This window comes from Tamlana crocina (genome assembly GCF_012037625.1).
Map to the genome: position 1 here is coordinate 140,696 of NZ_JAAVJS010000009.1, position 22,240 is coordinate 162,935.

A 22,240-nucleotide genomic window follows, 5' to 3' on the forward strand; every position below is an offset into this window, starting at 1 on the left:
CTTAGACGTTTTAAGCCAAAGAAACTTTCACGCTAAAGAAACGAAGGTTTTAATAATCAAGCCCGATAATTTTCCGAACCTCATCAAGTGTTTTAATCAGTTTTTTACTGAAATCGAAAGTCATGATATCACTTTCTGTTTTTTCTTTTCTTAGCAGTTTATTAAAATGGATGGCCTCGTAATTATAGCCAATCGTGGTATAGTTAAAATCCTTAACTTCTTCTTTTCCGTTTTTTATAATGGAGACCGTAGATGGCGCATGAAATTGCGTATTAATTTTTAAAATGCCTTTTTCGCAATGAAAAATGGCTTGGGTGGGCGTTTCTTCAATCAATGAACTTTTTAATTCGGCCTTTGCTCCATTGTCATAATCGAAAAGCATGTGGCAGGTACTATCGGTGCCATTCTCAAAAAAAGTGGCCTCGGCTTCAATATTTTTTGGCATTCCTAAAGTAGAAAGCGCAGCAAAAATAGGATAGATGCCAATGTCGAGCAGACTACCGCCGCCCAAATTTTTGGCAAATAGCCGGGTGTTGGTGTCGTACGGACGCGTAAAGCCAAAATCAGCTTCCAATTTTACAATATTGCCGAAGGTCTTGTTTTTTAGTTCCTTTAAAACATATTGGTAATGCGGTAAGAAATAGGTCCAAAGCGCTTCCATTAATAGGACGTTTTTCTCTTTGGCTTTGGAAATCATGTCGTCTACTTCAGAGGCATCCATGGCAAAAGGTTTTTCGCCTAAAACAGCAATGCCGTTTTCTAGACACATGATGGCGTTGTCTTTGTGCAAGCTATGAGGTGTAGCTACGTAAACCGCATCAATATCGGGGTCTTTGGCTAAAGCTTCGTAGCTGTTGTAAGCTTTTGTGGCGTGGTGTTTTTTTGCAAATTCATCGGCTTTTGCTTGCGACCGCGAAGCCACGGCATACAGTTCGGCATCGCTTATGGTTGCCAAATCGGTGGCAAATTTATCGGCTATTTTTCCGAGGCCAATAATGCCCCATTTTATTTTCTTATATGTTTTGTCTGGTGTCATTTTTTTGTGTTAATTGAATTAAACAGGCTAGAGCAATCACGATAATACAGCCTACAAAATTTAGCCATAAAAACGGTAGGTTAATGATTTCAAATTCATTTAAAAAGTAAAGTGCAATCACGATAGTTTGGGTGATTAGTGCCCCAATAAAAACGGCATTGCCCTTAACGAATTTAAAGAAGAACGCTAACAGGAATATCCCTAAAACATTGCCGTAAAATATAGAGCCAATAATATTTACCAATTGGATTAAATTTTCGGCCAAATTGGCTACACAGGCCACGGCAATGGCCATGATGCCCCATGCGAAAGTAAACCATTTTGAGGCTTTAACCATATGTTCTTCGGTTTTATCACTGGTGTTTCTTTTGTATAAATCCATGGTGGTGGTCGAGCCTAAAGCATTGAGCTCGCTCGCGGTACTCGACATGGCAGCACTTAAAATAACCGCCAATAAAAGCCCGATAAGTCCGCGAGGTAAATTGTTCAAAATAAAGTGGATAAATACATAATCTTTATCGTTGCTTTCCACTTTTATATCTTGGTTTTCTGAAGCTTTATCAATAAGTGTTCTGGCTTCTGCTCGTATGTCGTTTTGGGCTTCGTTGGCCAAAGCAATGTAGTTGGCTGCTTTGGGGTTTTCGTTGTTAATATAAGCGGCTATAATGTTCTGCTTGTCGTTAAAAACGGCTTGTTGTTCTTGTTGAAGTGTTTTGTATTCGTCCGCATATTCGGAGCTTAAAACTAAATCGGTGGCGGTTGGGTTGAAATTTACTGGTGAGGCATTAAATTGATAAAAAACAAATACCATTACGCCCACCAATAGAATGAAAAACTGCATGGGGATTTTCAGCAGTCCATTGAAAATAAGTCCCAGTTGCATTTCCTTAACCGATTTCCCCGAAAGGTAGCGCTGTACTTGGCTTTGGTCGGTGCCGAAATATGAAAGCATTAAAAAAGTTCCGCCAATAATGCCACTCCAAAACGTATAGCGGTTATTAAGATTAAATGAAAAATCGAGCACTTCCATCTTGCCACTGGCACCAGCGATATCAAGTGCTTTTTTAAAGGTGATATCTTGCGGAAGTTTGTCAACAATCAAAAAGAAAGCGACCAGCATCCCAATAAAAATCACCAACATTTGATGCTTTTGGGTAACGTTTACCGCTCGTGTACCACCCGAAACGGTGTAAATAATTACGAGTACGCCAATGGCGATGTTAAGCGTTAGTAAGTCCCAACCCAAAACCACCGACAAAATAATGGCTGGTGCAAAAATGGTGATTCCGGCAGCCAAGCCCCGTTGAATCAAAAATAAAATGGCCGCCAAGGTTCGGGTTTTCAAATCGAAGCGATTTTCCAAAAACTCGTATGCCGTGTACACTTTCAATCGGTGATATAAGGGAATAAAAACCATGCAAATCACAATCATGGCAATAGGCAGTCCAAAATAAAACTGAACAAAGCCCATACCGTCGTTAAAAGCTTGGCCAGGGGTAGATAAAAACGTAATCGCACTGGCTTGAGTGGCCATTACCGATAGCCCGATGGTCCACCATTTAGAGGTGTTCCCGCCGCGTAAATAGTCCGTTACATTTTTACTGCCACGGGTTTGCCAGGTACCGTAGGCTACAATGGCGGCGAGTGTTAAACTTAAAACAGTCCAATCAATCCAACTTAAAATCTGCATATTTTAAAAGGATTTGGTTATGAGGTAAAACACAAAAAAGTAAATGGCATTGGCTATTAAAACTACGGAATACCATTTTTGCCAAATTTGTTTCGGGGCTTTATTGTCTTCCATGATTAATCGTTTAGTTGCGCTTGTTCATTGCTATCTGTTTTGCCAATGGAAAGCATATTGGCAAATAATCGGTAGGCCCCGGAAACGCCCGCTGGGAATTCCCTAAAAAAGCTTAAACCGGTATAAATGTAATAGCCTTTTCCGTGTTTGGCGACCAATAAGCTACCGTTTTTAGGGCTTTCTCCTTTATCGTTAAGCGATAAAATGGGTGTGAATTCCTTGCCCCAAGAATCTGGGAAATAGAGTCCGCGTTCCTGTGTCCAGCCTTCAAAATCCTGTGGGGTAATTTTATTGGGTTCATTTAAAACCGGGTGCTCGGGTTTTAAAAAGCGTACCTCGGCATGCTCGTCGGTAACACGGTCTCGCGATACGTGCAGTTCATACGGAGCCAACTCTTCAGTTTTTAGGTCTCTATTGGTGTTGTATTGTACGATCATGTTTCCGCCATCGGCCACAAAATCGAAAAGTATTTGCTGTTTAAATTTGAGTTCTTCTACGGTATTGTATGCCCGTATGCCGACTACAACGGCATCAAAATGCTTTAAGGTTTCGGGAGTAATTTCAGAAGGATTCAACACGCTAACGTTGTACCCAATTTCGTGTAAACTTTCAGGAACCACATCGCCCGCACCAGGAATGTAAGCAATATTGTCACCTTTCTTTTTAATATCTAAACGCACAATTTTACTTTCGCTGGGCAATAAAACTGTTTGAAACGGAATATGATTATAATCAATTTCAATAAGTTTTTTGGCGTAGGTTTTATTTTCAATATGAGCCGTGGGTTTTAAGAAGCCTTCATTTTTGTTTTTGGGCGGAATAACCGTGTAAACCAATGTTTGTTCTTCGCCTTTGTTGGCTATGTTTATCTTTTGCTTTTTGGGGTAAATGTTCCAGTTTTCAGGATGCGCTATTTGTACGTAGCCCGTCAAGTTATCGCGGCCGGCCTTAACCGTAACGTGAATGTCGCGTGGTTTATTGTCGCTGAAAATAATCACTTTTTCGGTAAGGGCAACCGATACTTCGGGAATGATTTCAAACGGACGGTACAGTTCACCTTTGTCGGGTTGGGCGTAGCGGTGAATAATATTTTTTGAAAATGTAAACGGTGTGCCTGCAATTTGCAAATGGAAATCGACTTTTAAAGTTTTTGGTGTTTCCGGGAGGCCAATGAGGGTTTTATCATCCACATGGTACATGCCCAAAGAGCCTTTCTTTTCTAGCCAATAGGGTGAGGTGTAAGTAGCTTCGCTTTCAATTTTTATTGGTTCTTTAAAATTATATTTTACGTTATTTTTTAATGCGATATTTTTTGAAATGTTGGCGTGGTTTGGGGTAATTAAACTCATCAAAGTAATGGGCACATCGCTTCTGTTCAGCACTTCAAGATTAACATTAATGGTTTCTGAAGGCGTGGCTATGCTGGTATCGGCTGAAGCCTCTAAATACAAACCAGCGCACATTTCAATAATCGATTTTAGCTCTTTTGATTTTTGGGTTTTCCAATGCTCGTTCTCAATATTCTGAAGCAATTTGTAGGCTTCCACCAATTGCGGAATATGTTCCGAAGGGTTTTTAAAATTGAAATTCGCTTCTGCTTCATTCAAAATATTGCCGATGGCCTTTCCGCCTTTAATGCGGTTCCAAGAGGTATCGATACCCGAAAACATATCGTTGTTGTTCAAAAGTGGCTCGCCCTTTAAAAACTCGATGTATTCGTTTTGATTGCCCCGTTGTAGGTTGGTGCCAAACCCCTGACTTAAATGCTGGCTCCGTGCTAAAGCAGCGACTTCGTTGTTTGAGATACCTGTGAGTGGATAATAGGTGCCAATATCGAAACTGAGCATGTTGCTTTTGTCGGCTTGTTCAAACTTTTCCTCGCTGCCATAAAACCACCAGCTGGTATTAAAAAATATGCGCTTGGGCTGCCAAATGGAAGTATGCTCAAGTTGCTCGGGAAAGGCAGATGGATTGTTGGCCAAATCAAACGCTTCCATGCTCAACATGGCCGAACCGGTATGGTGGCCGTGGGTAGTGCCGGGCGAGCGGTGGTCAAAACGATTGATGATCACATCGGGTTTAAACTTTCTAATAGCCAAAACCACATCGCTCAATACTTCGTTTTTATTCCATATGTCGAAAGTTTCGTCGGGGTGTTTGGAATAACCAAAATCGTTGGCCCTCGAAAATACTTGTTCGCCACCATCAACACGTCTGGCCGCTAAAAGTTCCTGGGTGCGGATGACGCCCAAAAGTCCCCTGATTTCAGGACCTATAAGGTTTTGTCCGCCATCGCCACGGGTTAACGATAAGTAAGCTGTATTGACGTTTAAATGGTTGGATATGTACGAAATCAGTCGGGTGTTTTCATCGTCGGGGTGTGCCGCCACATAAAGCACCGAGCCCAAAACATTAAGTTTTTGGATGGATTTATAAATTTCGGTGGAAGATGGGGTTTTAGGTTTTTGGGCTTGAAGAGAAGCCCAAGTAAATACGAATAAAAACAGGTAGAGTAAAGTTCTTTGCATCGTGTTATGTTAAAGAAATCAAATATAAAAAAGAAACCAGCGTTTGGGCTGGTTTTAAACTTTATTTAACGGTTAAGCTATAGCGACACACTGTTGATTTTTAAATTTGTTTATAGCTCATTTTTTCAGAGTCGGGACTTGGTTCTTGCGGTTCGGCGGGAATAATGGGGCGTGCATGCTGCTCGAAGAATAACTGTTGAATGGAATCCATGCGTTATTATCATGTTTTTGATTAGACACGAAATGTTTGAAGGGTTTACAGTTTTAAATAAAAAAAGCAACACTAGTATTTTTTATGGACTGTGTTGCTTTTTTTTTATCCCGATTACTCGGGTAGTCAATCAAACTAATAAATCTTAAAATTTTTCTTGAACGAGGTCGCCTTGGTTTCTAAACACCAGTTTATCGTCAAATGCATCGAGTAAAATGATGCTATCTGTTGTGACTTTCCCCGCCAAAATCTCTTTACTTAAAGCGTTAAGCACTTCTTTTTGGATGACGCGTTTTACAGGTCGGGCACCATATTCTGGATTGTAACCTTTGTCGGCCAAGTAACTCACGGCTTCTGGTGTAGCATCAAAAGTGATACCTTGTTTGGCTATCATTTTAGTGATGTTTTTAAGCTGTAGTTCTACAATATCGATAATGTTTTCCTTGCTTAAAGGCGTAAACATAATAGTATCGTCTATTCGGTTTAAAAACTCAGGCCGCACCGATTGTTTTAACAGCGCCAATACATCTACTTTGGCGACTTCTATGGCCGTTTCTATGTCTTTTGTGGCTTCAAAACGCTCTTGAATAATGTGGCTTCCAATGTTGGAAGTCATGATGATAATGGTATTTTTAAAATCGGCCACTCGTCCTTTGTTGTCGGTTAATCGGCCTTCATCCAATACCTGTAGCAAGATGTTGAATGCATCGGGGTGTGCCTTTTCAATTTCATCAAGCAGCACCACCGAATACGGTTTTCTTCTCACGGCTTCGGTCAGTTGTCCGCCTTCATCATAACCTACGTATCCTGGAGGCGCACCTACCAATCGACTTACGGCGTGGCGTTCTTGATATTCGCTCATGTCAATTCTGGTCATGGCGTTTTCGTCGTCGAACAAGTATTCCGCCAAGGCTTTTGCCAATTCGGTTTTACCAACACCAGTGGTTCCGAGGAACAAAAAGGTGCCGACCGGCTTTTGTGGATTTTGCAATCCGGCACGGCTACGTCTTACGGCGTCACTCACGGCTTCAATGGCTTCCTCCTGGCCAACCACACGTTTGTGCAATTCGTCTTCCAGCTTCAAAAGCTTCTCGCGTTCACTTTGCAGCATTTTGGTAACGGGTATGCCTGTCCACTTGGCAACCACTTCGGCAATATCGTCATAAGTCACTTCCTCTTTTATTAAGGAATTTTCACTTTGTTCCTGCAATTGCTTTTGAAAGATTTCAAGTTGCTCTTGGGCTTGTTTTATTTTACCGTAGCGCAATTCGGCCACTTTTCCGTACTCGCCTTCACGCTCGGCCCTTTCGGCTTCCAATTTGAAGTTTTCAATATCCTGTTTGGTGTTTTGGATATTATCGACCACTTCTTTTTCACTTTTCCATTTGGCATTGATTTCGTTACGTTCTTCTTTTAGGTTTGCTAAATCGGAACGCAGGCTTTTCAATTTCGCCTCGTCTTTTTCGCGTTTAATGGCTTCGATTTCAATTTCAAGCTGCATGATTTTTCGATCCAAAACATCCAATTCTTCTGGTTTGGAGTTGATTTCCATGCGCATTTTTGAAGCAGCCTCATCCATTAAATCGATGGCTTTATCGGGTAAAAAACGGTTGGTGATGTAGCGTTGCGACAATTCAACCGCGCCAATAATAGCATCATCCTTAATACGCACTTTATGGTGTGTTTCGTACTTTTCCTTGATACCGCGAAGTATGGAAATGGCACTTTCGGTATCGGGTTCATTCACCGTAACTTTCTGGAAACGTCGTTCCAGAGCCTTGTCTTTCTCAAAGTATTTTTGGTACTCATCTAAAGTGGTGGCACCAATGGCGCGCAGCTCGCCACGAGCCAATGCAGGTTTTAAAATATTGGCTGCATCCATGGCGCCTTGGCCACCACCCGCACCAACCAGGGTGTGGATTTCATCAATAAACAGTACAATGTCTCCATCGCTACTGGTTACTTCTTTAATTACGGCTTTTAAGCGCTCTTCAAATTCACCTTTGTATTTTGCGCCGGCAATTAATGCACCCATATCAAGGGCGAAAATTTGTTTGTCTTTTAAGTTTTCAGGAATATCGCCATCAATAATTCGATGGGCCAAACCTTCCGCAATAGCCGTTTTACCCGTACCGGGTTCGCCAACCAAAATCGGATTGTTTTTGGTACGACGTGATAAAATTTGAAGAATTCTTCGTATTTCTTCATCACGACCAATTACCGGATCTAACTTGCCATCTTTGGCCAGTTGGTTTAAATTTTTAGCGTATTTGCCCAGAGAGTTGTAGGTGTCTTCCTGGCTTTGCGATGTTACGCGGTCGCCTTGGCGTAATTCGGCAATAGCGGCGTTCAAGGTTTTTTCGGTAACACCTTGGTCTTTCAACATCTGTGCTATTTTACTATTCGATTTAAAAATCGCCAAAATCAAATGTTCAATCGATACATAATCATCTTTCATTTTCTTGGCAATAATCGATGCTTCGTTAAGCGATTTTCCAGCTTCGCGAGAAAGCATGAATTCGCCACCCGAAACTTTAGAAAAACTTTCCAGCTGCTTGTCTAAAGCTTGTTGAAGTATTGAAACGTTAACGTTCAATTTTTTCAAAATGAAAGGTAAAACGTTTTCATCCACCTCAAAAATGCCTTTAAAAAGGTGTTCATTTTCTATTTGTTGGTGCCCCAAGCCTTGCGCAGTTTGTTGCGCTTGCTGGATGGCTTCCTGCGATTTTATGGTATAATTGTTTAGGTTCATATTTTTATTTTTTTGGATTCCCTTTTAGAGATCCTGATTTGTTTTTTACTTTTACAACCACACAAAGTCAATTATCTTACCAATGTAGTAAGGGAGACAAAATGTCTGTTAAATACTGATTTGTAGTGACTTTTTGTCCGTTTGTAAGATTTGAAATTTGATTCGACTGAGTTAAAAATGATTAATAAAGAAAGAGAAGTTTTATGGGATTATTAAATAAATTATTTGGAGGTTCAGACGAACCCAAAGAAGAAAATGCTTTGCCTTGGATTGAATTGAATGCTATTAATCAGTTGGACGATATTCAGCAAAAATCAAACGAAAAAACACAATTCATCTTTAAACATTCTACGCGTTGTGGTATTAGTCGTATGGTAAAAAAGCAATTTGAGGCCGATTACAATTTAAACGACACCGATGCCGATTTATACTATTTGGATTTAATTGCCTTTCGTGAGGTTTCCAATGAAATTGCAGCTAAATTTCAAGTGCTTCATGAATCGCCGCAATTGTTGGCTATTAAAAACGGAAGTGTTGTGGCGCACGATAGCCACGGAGCCATCAACAATCTGGATTTAAGTCAGTTTGTTTAATCGATGACTTCAACTTATTTATTTGTTTACGGCACGTTGTTGAAAGACACCGGAAACGATATGGCCAGTTTTTTGCACGCCCATTCCCAGTGTTTGGGCAATGGTTATTTCCACGGAAAACTTTACAAAGTATCTTGGTACCCCGGCGCAGTTTTAAGTGAAAACACTTCTGAAAATGTACACGGAAAAATATTCAAAATACACGATGCTGCCGTGTTTAAAGTGCTTGATGACTACGAGGGCACTGGCCCCAATTACCCCGAACCACATTTGTTTAAAAAGCATCAGGTTACTGCTTTTTTGGTAGATGGTACGCCAGTTGAGACCATTGTTTACCTTTATAATTTACCGCTAGATGGATTGCGTCAAATAAAATCGGGCGATTTTATAAAACACGTTTCGGATAGCTAAAAACGTTGGGGCAGACTTTCTTTTTTTATGAAGAAAGGTTAACTTCGTTTTCTGCATTAACCAACAACCATGCTCGCACCGCGCATTAAGTACAACCTTTCCAGAATATTGCCATTTGGTATTATTTGGTTGCTGTTGGCATTCGTTTTTCTGTTTATTGAATACGCCGCAGCACCCGACACTGTGGGCGAAGGCGCTATAAAAGTTAATCTTAGAGTGTTGCTTTTTGCGTGTAGTGCCATTTTTGTTTTGGGGCTGATTATCGGCACGATTGAACTTTATGTAATTAATCCGTTGTTTGCCAAAAACAGTTTTGCAAAAAAAATGTTGGGCAAGTTGGCTATTTACATTTTGCTCCTGTTTGTTATTTTGCTGTTCACTTTTCCTGTTGCGGCCAGCTTGGAGTTGGGCGTGTCTGTTTTTAGCGAAGCGGTTTGGACTAAGTTCGCGGTATTTTTAAAAAGCCTGACTTTTTGGAGTACGGCTTTGCAATTGGGAGTATCGTTGGGTATATCGTTGTTTTATGTGGAGATGAGCGAAAATATGGGGCATGGCGTATTACGCAATTTACTCACCGGAAAATACCATAAACCCCAAGAGGAAACACGTATTTTTATGTTTTTGGATATGAAATCCTCAACCACGATCGCCGAGCAGTTAGGGCATGTTAGATATTTTGATTTGCTGAATGCCTATTATCGCGATTTGTCGGGGGCGATTATTGAATTCTCGGGTGAAATTTACCAATATGTGGGCGATGAGATTGTGGTGTCGTGGCCATTAAAAAAAGGATTGCAAAACAACAATTGTCTAGCTTGTTTTACGCAGATGAAAACCGCCATGCAGCAACGTGCCGATTGGTACAAAACACAGTTTGGTGTAGCGCCAACTTTTAAAGCGGGTTTCCACATGGGTAAAGTCACCACGGGCGAAATAGGAAGTCTTAAAAAAGACATCATTTTTACGGGCGATGTGCTCAATACTACCGCACGTATCCAAGCATTGTGCAACAGTTTTGGGGTTGATGTTTTGATTTCCAAAGTGTTGGTAGAGGCTTTAAAACTTGATGGTACTTATACTTTGACGCCATTGGGTGAAACGGAACTGCGGGGTAAAATGGAAGCTTTGGAATTGTATGCGGTTACTTGGTTTTCTTAGCTGATACTCTTATGGTGCGGGACAAATGATATAAAAAACGCCCAACTCAAAGTTGGGCGTTTTTTACATCATTTAATTCAAAGAATACGAATTTATAATATTTTTCAGTTGGAGCTTAAGGTCCTCTCCGGTGTCGAAAATCATTTGTTCTTCAGTAGGGAAGGGCACACGTCTGTTGTTTAAAAAGGGGAGAAGTGTGGTTTCCAAAGCCCGGCGGTCGCCACGGGCATCGGCGTAAATATGTTCAAACACAAACTCGCTATCCACCGGAAAGGCATCGGCTAGCTGTTTGGTGTTTAAATTGTAATACTCTACGTTTCCGGCCACTTTTACGGCTTTAAATTGTGTGAATTCGTAAAACTCGCAACGCACGGTTTTTAGGTTGTCTACCTCAATGGCGTTGCCCAAGCTGTCTTTTACTTGGTTGCACTGCTCGTCCAATAATAGTTTTTTGCCATCTACAATTTGCTTTTCCTTAATGATTTGGCGCTCTCTTATTTGTTCGGGCGAAGTGTTTATTTCCCGCAAATTAACGCGCATATTGTAATCGTACTTTACCTCGTTTGTGGGGTTGTTATGGTACACCGTCCATAGGTTATTCAATCCGTAAGTGCTGAAATTCAATAAATCATCTTCCAATCGCTGCGGAATCACTTTTCGGGTATCGTTTATCATTTCAACCAAAACAAAGTCTGCCCCCTTTTGGTGTGCCACTTCAATAAGTTGTCGCACATCTTTGTAATTGGGGTTGATGTCTTCAATATCACGGAATTGATCATAGGCAAAACGGTAATCGGTTTTGTTGCTCAATTTCGACTTTAAAATGCTCGTCGCATTAACATATAGTTGTTCCGAAGCACTGTTTTTGGCTTTAATAATTTGGCTGTGGTAGTTCGACAGTTTAAAACGGACTTCCTTTCCATTGACGTACAGCGGTAAGATATGCTTGATGCGCTCTTGGCGATTATCCAAAGCCACATAGGCATCGTAAATACGAATGTAGTTTTCAGGATTGTTATCTTTTTTAAGAAAATCGATGTTATCCAAATCGCGGGCGGTGGCTTTGCTGTATGCCTCGTGGAGCATGATTATAAAATCGGCTTTTCCTTTTTTGTCTTTATTGGTGCGTAATTTATCTAAGGCATAAGAAATAGCTTGATCGTAATTGCCCACGCTTACGGCCTTTTCTATTTGCCTACTGGTACTGCACGATAGTGCGATGAGAGCCACTAAGCTGAAAAGTAAAAATTTCTTCATAGGTTAATCGTTTTGGTTTGTTCGGAAGGCTTTTCAATTTTGATGCCAAAATAAATAAACTACCGATTAAAAACTAATTAATCCGATGAAATGGGAATTTATTTCAAAATAAAGTAAGAAAATTAGTTTGTAATTTCTTTTGTCTTAAAAAAAATGCTCCTTCAAATAAAATTGAAAGGAGCACATATTTTTGAGATTGATTTTTGATTTATTTCTTATTGAAAACGGGTAACAGTTTGGTAGATACTTCGCCAAAACCAATACGGGTACCGTCTTTTTCGCAATAGCCACGCATGATTACCGTGTCGTTATCATTGATAAATTTACGTTCGGAACCGTCTTTCAATTTAATGGGTTTTTCGCCCTTCCAAGTGAGCTCTAACATTGAGCCGTAGCTATCTTCGGTGGGGCCAGAAATGGTACCGCTCCCCATCATGTCGCCGGAATTAACAGGACATCCGTTTACGGTATGATGCGCCAATTGTTGTACCATGGTCCAGTACATGTATTTAAAGTTACTTTTGCTCACCACGGTTTCTTTAGCACCGTTGGGCTGAATGGCCACCTCTAAATTAATATCGTAGCTCTTTTTGCCTTTATATTTTAGGTAGTCCAATTGCGGTTTTACAGGTTTCGGCCCAGCAACGCGATAAGGCTCTAAAGCATCGAGTGTAACAATCCACGGCGAAATGGAAGTGGCAAAACTTTTGGCTAAAAACGGGCCTAGTGGCACATATTCCCATTTTTGGATGTCGCGTGCGCTCCAATCGTTCATGAGCACCAACCCGAAAATATATTCCTCAGCTTCAGCAATGGGGATGGGTTCACCTAAATCGTTGGCGTCGGTAGTAATAAAAGCCATTTCCAATTCAAAATCCACTAGCTTGCTCGGGCCAAAAACTGACTCGGTAGCACCGTTGGGCAAGGTTTGGCCTTGCGGACGGTGAATGGGAATACCCGAAGGAATAATAGAAGAACTCCTGCCGTGGTAGCCTACCGGAATGTGCAGCCAGTTCGGTAACAAAGCATTGTCGGGATCCCTGAACATGGTGCCCACATTTTTGGCGTGTTCCATGCTGGAATAAAAATCGGTGTAATCGCCAATCTGCACGGGCAATTGCATTTCAATTTCATCCAAACGGAATAGCACGATTTCTTTATGGCTTTTGTTGTTTTTAAGCGTGTCGTTATTACTATCAAAAATGTCGGCAATGCGGTTTCTTACGGCTCGCCATGTTTTTCTTCCGTCGGCAATAAAATCGTTCAACGAATCCTGAAGAAAAATATCGTCCGTTAAGGCAATGCCTTCAAAATATCCCAACTGGTGCAGTGCACCCAAATCTATGGCGGTATCACCAATTCGAGTTCCAATGGTAATGATATCGTCGCGAGTTAAAAACACCCCAAATGGAATGTTCTGAATTGGGAAATCGGAGTTTTTATCAACGTGCAACCACGATGTTCTATCTGGATTGTTAGCGGATAATGGCATAACTTTATTAGGTGTTTATTGTTATAGTATTCTCATCAAACCTACATAAATTTTTTATTTTATCTGAAAAAATATAAAAAAATGTAAGATAGTTTTAACAGTTAAAAAGATGGTTTATAACTTGGTGCTAATTAACTGTTTTTTGATGGGTATAAATAATCTATTTGTTATTTTTGCCGAATATTTAACTAGAACATTATATTAATATGCAACGTGACGAACAAATTTTTGAACTAATACAAGCCGAAAAAGAACGTCAACTACATGGTATTGAGTTGATTGCTTCTGAAAACTTTGTGAGCGAACAAGTAATGGAAGCTGCTGGATCGGTATTAACCAATAAATATGCGGAAGGATACCCCGGAAAACGTTATTACGGCGGTTGCGAAGTGGTTGATGAAGTAGAGCAAATAGCTATCGATAGAGCAAAAGCTTTGTTTGGAGCGGCTTATGTTAATGTTCAGCCACACTCTGGTAGCCAGGCCAACACGGCAGTTTTTGCTTGCTGTTTAAAACCGGGCGATAAAATTTTAGGATTCGATTTATCGCACGGTGGTCACCTAACCCACGGTTCGCCAGTAAATTTTTCAGGGAAATTGTACAACCCAGTATTTTATGGGGTAGAGCAAGAAACCGGTGTGTTGAACTATGATAAAATTCAAGAGATAGCCACTAAAGAACAACCAAAATTGATTATCGCCGGAGCTTCTGCTTACTCACGCGATATCGATTTTAAACGTTTTAGAGAAATAGCCGATAGCGTTGGTGCTATTTTAATGGCAGATATCTCGCACCCAGCTGGTTTAATTGCCAAAGGTATTTTAAACGACCCGATTCCGCATTGCCACATTGTAACCACTACAACCCACAAAACGTTACGTGGACCAAGAGGGGGTATGATTATGATGGGGCAGGATTTTGATAACCCTTTCGGAATTAAATTGAAAAACGGAAACTTGCGTAAAATGTCTTCGTTGTTGGATTCTTCGGTATTCCCAGGAAACCAAGGCGGCCCATTAGAGCATATTATCGCGGCAAAAGCGATTGCTTTTGGGGAAGCTTTAACCGACGATTTCTTAAACTACCAATTGCAAGTAAAGAAAAACGCTAGCACTATGGCCGATGCTTTGGTTGAAAAGGGGTATAACATCATTTCTGGTGGTACCGATAACCACTGTATGTTGATTGATTTACGAAGCAAAAACTTATCTGGTAAAGATGCCGAAGAAGCTTTGGTAAAAGCCGATATTACTGTAAACAAAAACATGGTGCCGTTTGATGATAAATCACCATTTGTAACTTCTGGTATCCGTTTGGGTGTTGCCGCTGTAACCACTCGCGGACTTAAAGAAAACGATATGTTGGCTATTGTAGAATTGATAGATGAAGTAATTACCAACTTTGAAGACGATACTACTTTAGGAGCCATAAAAGAAAAAGTAAACAAAATGATGAAGGACAAGCCTTTGTTTGTGTAGTTTTCTTTTAAATGAATGATATTAAAAATCCAGCTTTTGGCTGGATTTTTTGTTTTAAAAAGTTGATTTTTAGTGTTTCATTTAACGGTTTTGTATATGAAAAGTAGCGTGTTGGTTAGCTAGATTTTCATTGTTAAAACAAAATTAGTAAAATAGAGCAAAACTTTGAAATTTTGCACTAATGGAGCTATTTCTTATGGTTGTTGCCTGTAGTTTTTTCCTCATATCTATATTTAGAAACGAGATAGATGATCAGTAGTAATATCCCAATTTCTATAATGCTGAAAAATATATAATGTTTGCTATTTGTACCTGTGGCTAAACTTACTATTTGAACGATAATCATAAGAATACTAACGCTTATATTTATAATTCTAAAAGCCTTGTTATTCAATATCATTGTAATTATAATCATTAACATAGGAATTTCCATAATAACAGAAAATCCTAAAAGAAACGATTCTGTAAATTCAATTCCTCCAACATTTCCGTTAAGAAGCTCGTTTAGAAAAACAGAATCATATAACGAAAATACATCACAAAAAATATAATTTACCGTCAATGAAACCCAAAGTTTTGAAACTAAATTCTTTTCCACACTACTAAAAATTAAATCCAAAATGCAACCCGGGTTCTGCAAAAAAGAACTTAGACCATTTGTCATCTTGCTGTTTAAACCCAATGGGCATTTCAGTATGGTATGGACGATGTGTAATAGCCAATGAAGGTTCTATAAAAAATCTTTTTTTGAAGAAATTAAAATGATAACCAATTCTATACGTATTAAAAATTTGAAAACCGCTATCAATTTTTTTATCATTTTGATTTATAAAATCTTGCCAGGCGCTCATTACATGAACTGCGGTGTACAAACCTTTCCACAAAAAACGTTGATAAGCAATGGCAAATCCTTTTTCTCTTATATATCCTAGGAAGTTTTCGTTTGGGTCGGTCTTTGAAGGGCCCCAAGGTATTCCTAAAGGTTCAAAATATCGCCATTGTTTTAATTCTAACGAAACTACATCTTTTGTGCTTATTCTGTAGCCAATATTTAGTTGAGCAAAATTTGGACTTTCATCATCAGGAACGAAATTCATCAACACAAAAGCGGTACTCCCTATGATACAAGGATGTTTCTTTATTTCTTCTTTGGTGTATTGGGTATTTAGAATGTTACAGGTGGTGAAAAATAACACTAACAAGGTATTTTTGAGCATCTTCATAATCTTAATCATTTATTGATGATGTAAAATTAAAGAGGTTTATACCTTCAAAACGTTCACTAAAGTGAAGAACAGTTTATTGTTTTGTTTTTTCTATAATCCTTGCTTTTATTCTGCTTAAAGATTGTGGTTTTACGCCTAAAAAACTGGCCAATTGGTGTTGCGGGATTCTTTGAATAAGGTCAGGTTTTTTATTGAGTAAATTTAGGTATCGTTCTTCGGGCGAGGAGATTTTAAAACTATCAAAATCTATTTGTTGTTTAGATAGGTTTTCTTCGGATAATATTCGACATAATTTCTCAAATTTTGGAAATTTTTCAAAAACTTCTTTTTCCATATCTGGAGTAGAAATTAGCAATATAGAATCTTCTACACAACTTATATAATATTCTGAAGGCTTGTTGGTTAACACACAAGTAGGTGTTAGCCCTTCTAACTCTGTATAAAAAGCTGTTGTTTTTTCGTTTCCATCTACATTGTAGTACTGGCGGATACATCCTTTTATAACAAAATACCCTTTGTTGGATTTTTCATTTTCTTTTAGTAAAATGTCTCCCTTTTTTTGTGAATAGAAAATATCTAACGAATTTATAACATCCTTCTCGTTTTTATCTAAATCAATGTATTTAGAGATAAAGTCAATTAATAAATTTGTCATTTTTTATTTTCTTGTAATTACAGGCAACTTCAAGGGTGTGCGTCGTTTTAATACTGAAACAAGTTTAGCTCAGGCGATTTATTTCAACTGCGTAAAAACATTATTCCTCTTCCTCTGGAAACATAATATGCTGATAAGCCCCCAAATCAGGAGAATCAGTTCGGTCAACATTCAAAATATCGAAGGGTACTTGTGTAGCAAAAATTGCTAGTCCTTGGTTAATGGCCGCCGATGCTTCTCCAATGAGCATTTGGTTTCGGTCGGTATTAAAAAAAATGGGGTCTTGGTTAAAGATGTTGCCCTCATAGTGATTGGTGTCATCAAAATCGTAATTAGGACCGGTTAGGTTGGTGTTTCGGCTACCAAAACGAATCAAGCAATTGGTGAATTTAAAGTTGAAAACTACGTTATCATCTTCAATCTCTTCCATTTGTATTTCAGGGTTGTCGTTTCCGTAAATGATGCAATTATTGAAGTTTGCTTCAGTAAGATCGGCCAATGTGGCATTGTCATCTTCATCTAGAACAAAATTGTTGAGCAATACAGCTGGAAATTGCCGTGAACTGTTGTTCCAATAGTTTGCAATGGTGCTATGGGTAAAGTTGTATTTACCGCCCAAAGTACCGGCGAATGACGATAGCCCAGAGTTGTTTATTACCACATTTTCTCCTAAAATACTGGTGTTTCGGCCTAAAATACCAAAACTACTGGAGTTGTATATTTGGGAGTTAGTGATCGTTAATTTATTGGAATTTGGGTCGCCTTCGCTAAAAATCCCAACCGTTGCATTTTTAATTGTGGTGTAATTAAAGATGTTGTTTGTGCTGCCTTCCAGTAACCAAATGGCACTCCATTGCCCGGGCACATTACTGTATAACGGTTCTAAGCGGTCACCTTCAAAAATCACTTCATTTTCTAAGGCATCAGGGTCTGAGCTTAAATTACCGTTTGAATGTATAGAGGCATCTGCCGGAACTATTAAACCGGAATTATCGTGGAAATGAACTCTGGCTCCGGGGTCTATATTTAAAATTTCCCCGTTGGGAACCACCGCGAATCCGTATATAACATAAGGTTTTTCGTTTGTGAAATTTAGTTCGTTGGGTAGTAACACTCTTCCTTGAATACCGGTGTCAACAACTTCGTTTCCATCAAAGGATTTTATCGTTTCGATTACTTTTGTAGTTTCATCGCGATCGGGATGAATAAAAATAGCATCTTGAATGAGGGACACTAATTCAACGTTCTGTTCGTAACTGCCCACATCGAATTTAATGGCATCGATGTAAAGAAATTGATTTTTGTCAACAGACAGGTTTTCAATATCGTATGTGGTTTCTACAAAAATGAACAGGCTATCTTTCGAGAGGATTTCGACATTTTCAAATGATTTTCCGGCTATACCATCAATGTTTAGTCGGTAACCCGAGTTTTCGCCCAACCTTAACCTAACGCTAGGTACAACAATGTCTTCATTACTTTGGTTATAAACCTTTAATTTGTATGTACTTGAACCAATATTGGTAAATACGGTGTCTAAATAGAGCGTATCTGCCGAGAATGCCAAATTACCCTTACTGCGCGAAAAATCGAAATCTTTGCGGCACGAGCTCCACAGCATTAAAAATCCTAAAATCAATATCGAGTAAACGCAACGTTTCATTAAAAGTGTATATTTTAAAGGCTAAAAATATAACTTTTGAAGGGATGATTTAGTATGGATGAATGGAAAAATAAAAAAAGCTGTCTGAAAAGTGCATTTTTTGTCAACCTGAACTTGTTTCAGGTTCTCATCAAATTTGATAATCCAAACGATGTGATTCTGAAACATGTTCAGCATAACGTTCTTCTAACTTTTCAAGCAGCCTCTTAAAATTTTTAGTAGCACTACTTACAATTAATTACAATAGCTCCCGAATCATTTTTACGGCCGATTCGGCAGTGATATCGCGCTGTGGTGAGCCAAACATTTCGTAGCCTACCATAAACTTTTTAACCGTGGCACTACGTAATAACGGTGGATAAAAACTCATGTGCCAGTGCCAATGTTTATTGTCTTCTCCGTTGGTTGGCGCTTGGTGGATACCGCTGGAGTAGGGGAACGAGGTGTTGAAAATTTTATCGTATGCTTTGGTTATTACAGCAATGGCTTCAGCATATTGATACGCTTCGTTGGCATCCATTTCTAAAATGTTGGTTTGATGTTTTTTGGGAACAATCATAGTTTCAAAAGGCCACACCGCCCAAAAGGGCACCAAAACCACAAAACTGTCATTTTCAAAAATAATGCGTTCCTGTTTTTCCAGTTCTTGTTTTAAGTAATCGCCCAAAAGGCTGCTGTTATTCTTGTTGAAATAATTGAGTTGTTGTGTGTTTTTCTTGAGTACTTCGTTAGGAAGCGTAGATTGACTCCAAATTTGACCATGTGGGTGCGGATTGCTGCACCCCATAACAGCACCTTTGTTTTCAAAAATTTGAACATAATTGATGTTCGGATTATCGCCAAGCTCTTTATATTCTTTTTGCCATGCTACAACTACTTTTTCAATTTCTTTGGGATTCATATCGGCCAAACTCTTGGAATGGTCTGGGCTGAAGCAAATCACTTTACAGATGCCCGTTTCGCTTTCTGCGGTTAAGAGTCCGTCGTTTACAGAGAAGGTTTTTGAGTCGCTTTGCAGAGCAGCAAAATCGTTGGTAAACACAAAAACATCTTCGTAGTTGGGGTTTACTTCACCGTTAATACGCGTGTTTCCGGCACAGAGGTAACACGATTCGTCGTAACTGGGACGCACTTCGTTATTTACGGCTTCGTTTTGTCCTTGCCACGGACGTTTAGCACGATGCGGCGATACCAAAACCCATTCGCCCGTTAATATATTTAATCGTTTATGCGAGTAATCTTGTAAATCTGTATTGTTCATTTTAGTTCTTTGTTTGATTGGTTGACTATATGGGTGCCATCTTCCAATTGAATAAAATACACCGAGCATGCTTTATTGAATTTTTCTTCGTAAGCTTTTGATGCTGTTTCAGCAAAGTTTTGGGCTTCATCCTTTGCAATTAAATTAATGGTGCATCCGCCAAAACCACCGCCCATCATTCGGGCGCCTAAAACTTTTTTGTTGGTCTTTGCCTGTTCGACTAAAAAGTCGAGTTCGTCGCAGCTCACTTTAAATTGGGTTGAAAGCCCATTATGGGAAGCATATATCAATGCTCCTAAGGTTTCCAAATCGTTGTCCTCAATAGCCTTTGAAGCTTTTTGGGCACGCTCGTTTTCCTGTATAACGTACAGGGCCTTTTGGTAATTTTCAGGAGTCACTTTATCTTTTATGGTTTTAAGATCATCTTCGGAAGCATCCCTTAGCGCTTTGATGCCCAGAAGTTCAGCAATATTTTCGCATGCCGATCGGCGGTCGTTATAAGCACTGTCTGAAAGGCTGTGCTTAACATTGGTATTGATAAGCATTAATTGGTGGTCTTTAAAATCGATTTCGTAAGGTTTGGCTTTTACCGTACGGCAATCTAAAAGCAAGGCATTATTTTTTATACCAAACATACTAGCGTATTGGTCCATAATACCACATTTTACGCCCACATAGTTGTGTTCTGCTTTTTGTGAAATTAGAATCATTTCTTCTTTTGAAAGACCTAAATCAAACAATTCATTCAGCCCAAAAACTACACTGTTTTCAAGTGCCGCAGAAGAGGACATGCCAGCACCACTAGGAATATCGCCCTTGAACACGATATTAAAATTACCGACCACTTTATTGCGGTTTTGTATTTCGGCCACAACACCAAAAACATAGTTTTCCCAACTGCCTTCCTTGGATGGCTTTAAATTGTTTAAATCGAATTCGATTTTACTATCCAAGTCCAAAGCATAAGCCGTACTCTTATCGGAATCGCTTTTTTGAATGGCTGCTGCAATGCCTTTATCGACTGCTGCTGGAAACACAAAACCGTCGTTATAATCGGTGTGTTCCCCTATAATATTGATTCTTCCAGGGGAAAAAATAAGTAGTGGCTCGGTTTTGAAATGCGCCAAAAATTGCGCTTTTACTTCATTAGTTAATTGATTACTCATATTAATATGGTGTTACAGTGAGTTTCTTAAAATAAGTTCGTTCTTATTTTCTATTTGTAGTTGCTGCTTGTTGATGATCATGTTTGCCAATTGTTCGCCCATGTGATGAAAATCTGTTGAAATGGTGGTAATGCCGCCTTCAACAATCTCTTTTAAGAGGTTGTCATTGTATGAAATGATACCGACATCTTCAGCCAGCTTGAGGCTATCGGTTTTGATTTTTTTTATGATTCGGAGCAAGTCTTTGTCGTCTGGGATAATGTAAATTTCACCATGGCTTAGATTTCTATTTTTAAAGGAACTGATAATCTCATTTTTTACTGAATACTTTTTGCAAAAATTGATGAATCCTTTGAGCATGCCTAACGGCTGCTTGTCTTCATTAAAAATAAGGATTAATTTTTTGTATTTTGAAATGAGGTTTAGGGCTTTTTCAAGATTGTTGAATATATCCTTTTCAAAATTTTGATAAATACCGTAGTATTCGGATAGTTCGGGATGAGTTTGATCCAAGATATAAACATTGTCTTTTGGGAGTTTTTCCAACACCAAATTAGTTTGTTCCAAATTAGCAGGCATGATTACGTAATAATTGTATAGCCCGTTGTTTTCGTCAATCAGTTTTCGAAACATGTCTTTATTAAAATGGTGGAAAAAGGTGTCTACCCGAATATCTTCTTCGAGATTGTTAATGAGCGAACTGTACAGGTCTTCTTTAAATGAATTTAATTCGTCAAACAGAAGAAAAACTTTCTGGGCTATTTCAATATTGTCGTTAACCAAAAAATAGCCTTTACCGACAACCGACTCGATAATACCCCTGGTTTTTAGTTCATTAAAAGCCATCAGAACAGTGTCTCTTGAAACGTTTTGAGCCTCACTGATACTGTTTAAAGAGGGTAGCTGTTCTCCTTTTTTGAGTTTTCCTGATACAATAGCGTTTTCAATAGAATTTACTATTTGTTTGTACTTGGGTTTTCCTGCCTTATTTTTTATTTCAATCATGCTCATGGTGCAAATATAATAAAAAACAACTGGTAGGTACCAGTAGGATTTTGTAAATTTCCTTACATTAGGCAATAAGAAATTTTAAAATTAAAATTTGTCTGATAAAATTAAGCTAATAACTATTTTTAACTTGTTGAAAAAGAATATATTAGAAGTGTTTGTTCGGATCCGTAATTAATTATTTTAAAATTATGGTATTTCTTTTGGTTAGATTTAGAGTTAATTTTTATATTTGCGCACCGGAAAATAAATGAGTTTTCCAATAGGTCGCGTAGCTCAGCTGGATAGAGCATCTGCCTTCTAAGCAGACGGTCACAGGTTCGAATCCTGTCGCGATCACAAGAGGCCATGCTAGTAATAGCGTGGCTTTTTTGTTTTAACGGGGTTTTCTTAGAATTTTGAAAATCAAAAAACACGGATCAGTCCTAAAAGTTGGGGAGTTAAATAGTTTTATCTTTGGGGAAAATTAAATTTGTGGAAATTTCTAAAGAATTACTATCCTTATTGCTACCTGATTTTTTGGTAGACCATTTTAGTTTTA

Annotated in this window: 17 protein-coding genes and 1 tRNA gene; 5 read left to right on the forward strand and 13 right to left on the reverse strand. The window is 38.9% G+C overall.

Features of this window, described 5'->3' with window-relative positions:
* Positions 1–49: 49 nt before the first annotated feature.
* The 4 genes from HC176_RS08365 to clpB form a co-directional block, all read right to left on the reverse strand.
* Positions 50–1,036: a Gfo/Idh/MocA family protein gene (locus HC176_RS08365; RefSeq protein ID WP_167917740.1), complete on the reverse strand. Its 987-nt coding sequence runs from the start codon at positions 1,034–1,036 to the stop codon at positions 50–52.
* Positions 1,014–2,726 (reverse strand): sodium:solute symporter family protein, encoded by a 1,713-nt coding sequence (locus tag HC176_RS08370; RefSeq protein WP_167917741.1) that lies wholly within the window; start codon positions 2,724–2,726, stop codon positions 1,014–1,016. Before HC176_RS08370 ends, HC176_RS08365 begins: the two co-directional genes overlap by 23 nt.
* Before the next feature lie 116 nt (positions 2,727–2,842).
* On the reverse strand, positions 2,843–5,368 hold the full coding sequence (locus HC176_RS08375; RefSeq protein WP_167917742.1) for a PIG-L family deacetylase: 2,526 nt from the start codon (positions 5,366–5,368) through the stop codon (positions 2,843–2,845).
* A gap of 356 nt (positions 5,369–5,724) precedes the next feature.
* The gene (gene clpB / locus HC176_RS08380) at positions 5,725–8,331 is read right to left on the reverse strand and encodes an ATP-dependent chaperone ClpB (RefSeq protein ID WP_167917743.1); all 2,607 of its coding nucleotides are present in this window, start codon (positions 8,329–8,331) and stop codon (positions 5,725–5,727) included.
* Positions 8,332–8,534: 203 nt separating this feature from the next.
* On the opposite strand from clpB, the gene ytxJ reads away from it, so the two are divergent.
* From ytxJ to HC176_RS08395, 3 genes are all read left to right on the forward strand, one after another.
* Positions 8,535–8,924: a bacillithiol system redox-active protein YtxJ gene (gene ytxJ, locus HC176_RS08385; protein ID WP_167917744.1), complete on the forward strand. Its 390-nt coding sequence runs from the start codon at positions 8,535–8,537 to the stop codon at positions 8,922–8,924.
* 3 nt (positions 8,925–8,927) lie between these two features.
* Positions 8,928–9,335, forward strand: coding sequence for a gamma-glutamylcyclotransferase family protein (locus tag HC176_RS08390; RefSeq protein WP_167917745.1), 408 nt, complete (start codon positions 8,928–8,930; stop codon positions 9,333–9,335).
* Between the two features lie 69 nt (positions 9,336–9,404).
* Positions 9,405–10,493 (forward strand): adenylate/guanylate cyclase domain-containing protein, encoded by a 1,089-nt coding sequence (locus HC176_RS08395; protein ID WP_167917746.1) that lies wholly within the window; start codon positions 9,405–9,407, stop codon positions 10,491–10,493.
* A 72-nt stretch (positions 10,494–10,565) separates the two neighbouring features.
* Here the strand turns inward: HC176_RS08395 and HC176_RS08400 are convergent, their stop codons facing one another.
* Together HC176_RS08400 and fahA are read right to left on the reverse strand one after the other, a co-directional pair.
* Positions 10,566–11,750, reverse strand: coding sequence for a hypothetical protein (locus HC176_RS08400; protein ID WP_167917747.1), 1,185 nt, complete (start codon positions 11,748–11,750; stop codon positions 10,566–10,568).
* 208 nt (positions 11,751–11,958) lie between these two features.
* Positions 11,959–13,242, reverse strand: a complete 1,284-nt coding sequence (fahA, locus tag HC176_RS08405; RefSeq protein ID WP_167917748.1) for a fumarylacetoacetase — start codon at positions 13,240–13,242, stop codon at positions 11,959–11,961.
* A 206-nt stretch (positions 13,243–13,448) separates the two neighbouring features.
* Here fahA and glyA point away from each other — a divergent pair, with 206 nt between their 5' ends.
* Positions 13,449–14,720 (forward strand): serine hydroxymethyltransferase, encoded by a 1,272-nt coding sequence (glyA, locus tag HC176_RS08410; protein ID WP_167917749.1) that lies wholly within the window; start codon positions 13,449–13,451, stop codon positions 14,718–14,720.
* A 187-nt stretch (positions 14,721–14,907) separates the two neighbouring features.
* On the opposite strand, the gene HC176_RS08415 is transcribed toward glyA, so the two are convergent.
* From HC176_RS08415 to HC176_RS08445, 7 genes are all read right to left on the reverse strand, one after another.
* The gene (locus HC176_RS08415; protein WP_167917750.1) at positions 14,908–15,339 is read right to left on the reverse strand and encodes a DUF6326 family protein; all 432 of its coding nucleotides are present in this window, start codon (positions 15,337–15,339) and stop codon (positions 14,908–14,910) included.
* Positions 15,323–15,955, reverse strand: a complete 633-nt coding sequence (locus tag HC176_RS08420) for a hypothetical protein (RefSeq protein WP_209309692.1) — start codon at positions 15,953–15,955, stop codon at positions 15,323–15,325. The genes HC176_RS08415 and HC176_RS08420 overlap by 17 nt, the downstream gene beginning before the upstream one ends.
* Positions 15,956–16,019: 64 nt before the next feature.
* A complete protein-coding gene (locus tag HC176_RS08425; protein ID WP_167917751.1) occupies positions 16,020–16,601 on the reverse strand; it encodes a Crp/Fnr family transcriptional regulator in 582 nt (193 codons plus the stop codon).
* 100 nt (positions 16,602–16,701) lie between these two features.
* On the reverse strand, positions 16,702–18,264 hold the full coding sequence (locus HC176_RS08430) for a hypothetical protein (protein WP_167917752.1): 1,563 nt from the start codon (positions 18,262–18,264) through the stop codon (positions 16,702–16,704).
* 238 nt (positions 18,265–18,502) lie between these two features.
* Positions 18,503–19,525, reverse strand: coding sequence for a UDP-glucose--hexose-1-phosphate uridylyltransferase (locus HC176_RS08435; protein ID WP_167917753.1), 1,023 nt, complete (start codon positions 19,523–19,525; stop codon positions 18,503–18,505).
* Positions 19,522–20,691, reverse strand: a complete 1,170-nt coding sequence (gene galK / locus HC176_RS08440) for a galactokinase (protein WP_167917754.1) — start codon at positions 20,689–20,691, stop codon at positions 19,522–19,524. Before galK ends, HC176_RS08435 begins: the two co-directional genes overlap by 4 nt.
* Positions 20,692–20,703: 12 nt before the next feature.
* The gene (locus tag HC176_RS08445) at positions 20,704–21,696 is read right to left on the reverse strand and encodes a GntR family transcriptional regulator (protein ID WP_342448676.1); all 993 of its coding nucleotides are present in this window, start codon (positions 21,694–21,696) and stop codon (positions 20,704–20,706) included.
* 268 nt (positions 21,697–21,964) lie between these two features.
* Here HC176_RS08445 and HC176_RS08450 point away from each other — a divergent pair.
* Positions 21,965–22,038: transfer RNA gene (locus HC176_RS08450), tRNA-Arg, on the forward strand.
* Positions 22,039–22,240: the final 202 nt, after the last annotated feature.

Bases quoted from the DNA above. Each gene is read 5' to 3' on its own strand.
- HC176_RS08375 (WP_167917742.1), bottom strand. From the start codon at position 5,368: ATGCAAAGAACTTTACTCTACCTGTTTTTATTCGTATTTACTTGGGCT.
- HC176_RS08445 (WP_342448676.1), bottom strand. From the start codon at position 21,696: ATGATTGAAATAAAAAATAAGGCAGGAAAACCCAAGTACAAACAAATA.
- clpB (WP_167917743.1), bottom strand. From the start codon at position 8,331: ATGAACCTAAACAATTATACCATAAAATCGCAGGAAGCCATCCAGCAA.
- HC176_RS08395 (WP_167917746.1), top strand. From the start codon at position 9,405: ATGCTCGCACCGCGCATTAAGTACAACCTTTCCAGAATATTGCCATTT.
- galK (WP_167917754.1), bottom strand. From the start codon at position 20,691: ATGAGTAATCAATTAACTAATGAAGTAAAAGCGCAATTTTTGGCGCAT.
- HC176_RS08400 (WP_167917747.1), bottom strand. From the start codon at position 11,750: ATGAAGAAATTTTTACTTTTCAGCTTAGTGGCTCTCATCGCACTATCG.
- HC176_RS08430 (WP_167917752.1), bottom strand. From the start codon at position 18,264: ATGAAACGTTGCGTTTACTCGATATTGATTTTAGGATTTTTAATGCTG.
- HC176_RS08370 (WP_167917741.1), bottom strand. From the start codon at position 2,726: ATGCAGATTTTAAGTTGGATTGATTGGACTGTTTTAAGTTTAACACTC.
- ytxJ (WP_167917744.1), top strand. From the start codon at position 8,535: ATGGGATTATTAAATAAATTATTTGGAGGTTCAGACGAACCCAAAGAA.
- HC176_RS08420 (WP_209309692.1), bottom strand. From the start codon at position 15,955: ATGATTAAGATTATGAAGATGCTCAAAAATACCTTGTTAGTGTTATTT.
- fahA (WP_167917748.1), bottom strand. From the start codon at position 13,242: ATGCCATTATCCGCTAACAATCCAGATAGAACATCGTGGTTGCACGTT.
- HC176_RS08435 (WP_167917753.1), bottom strand. From the start codon at position 19,525: ATGAACAATACAGATTTACAAGATTACTCGCATAAACGATTAAATATA.
- HC176_RS08365 (WP_167917740.1), bottom strand. From the start codon at position 1,036: ATGACACCAGACAAAACATATAAGAAAATAAAATGGGGCATTATTGGC.
- HC176_RS08390 (WP_167917745.1), top strand. From the start codon at position 8,928: ATGACTTCAACTTATTTATTTGTTTACGGCACGTTGTTGAAAGACACC.
- glyA (WP_167917749.1), top strand. From the start codon at position 13,449: ATGCAACGTGACGAACAAATTTTTGAACTAATACAAGCCGAAAAAGAA.
- HC176_RS08425 (WP_167917751.1), bottom strand. From the start codon at position 16,601: ATGACAAATTTATTAATTGACTTTATCTCTAAATACATTGATTTAGAT.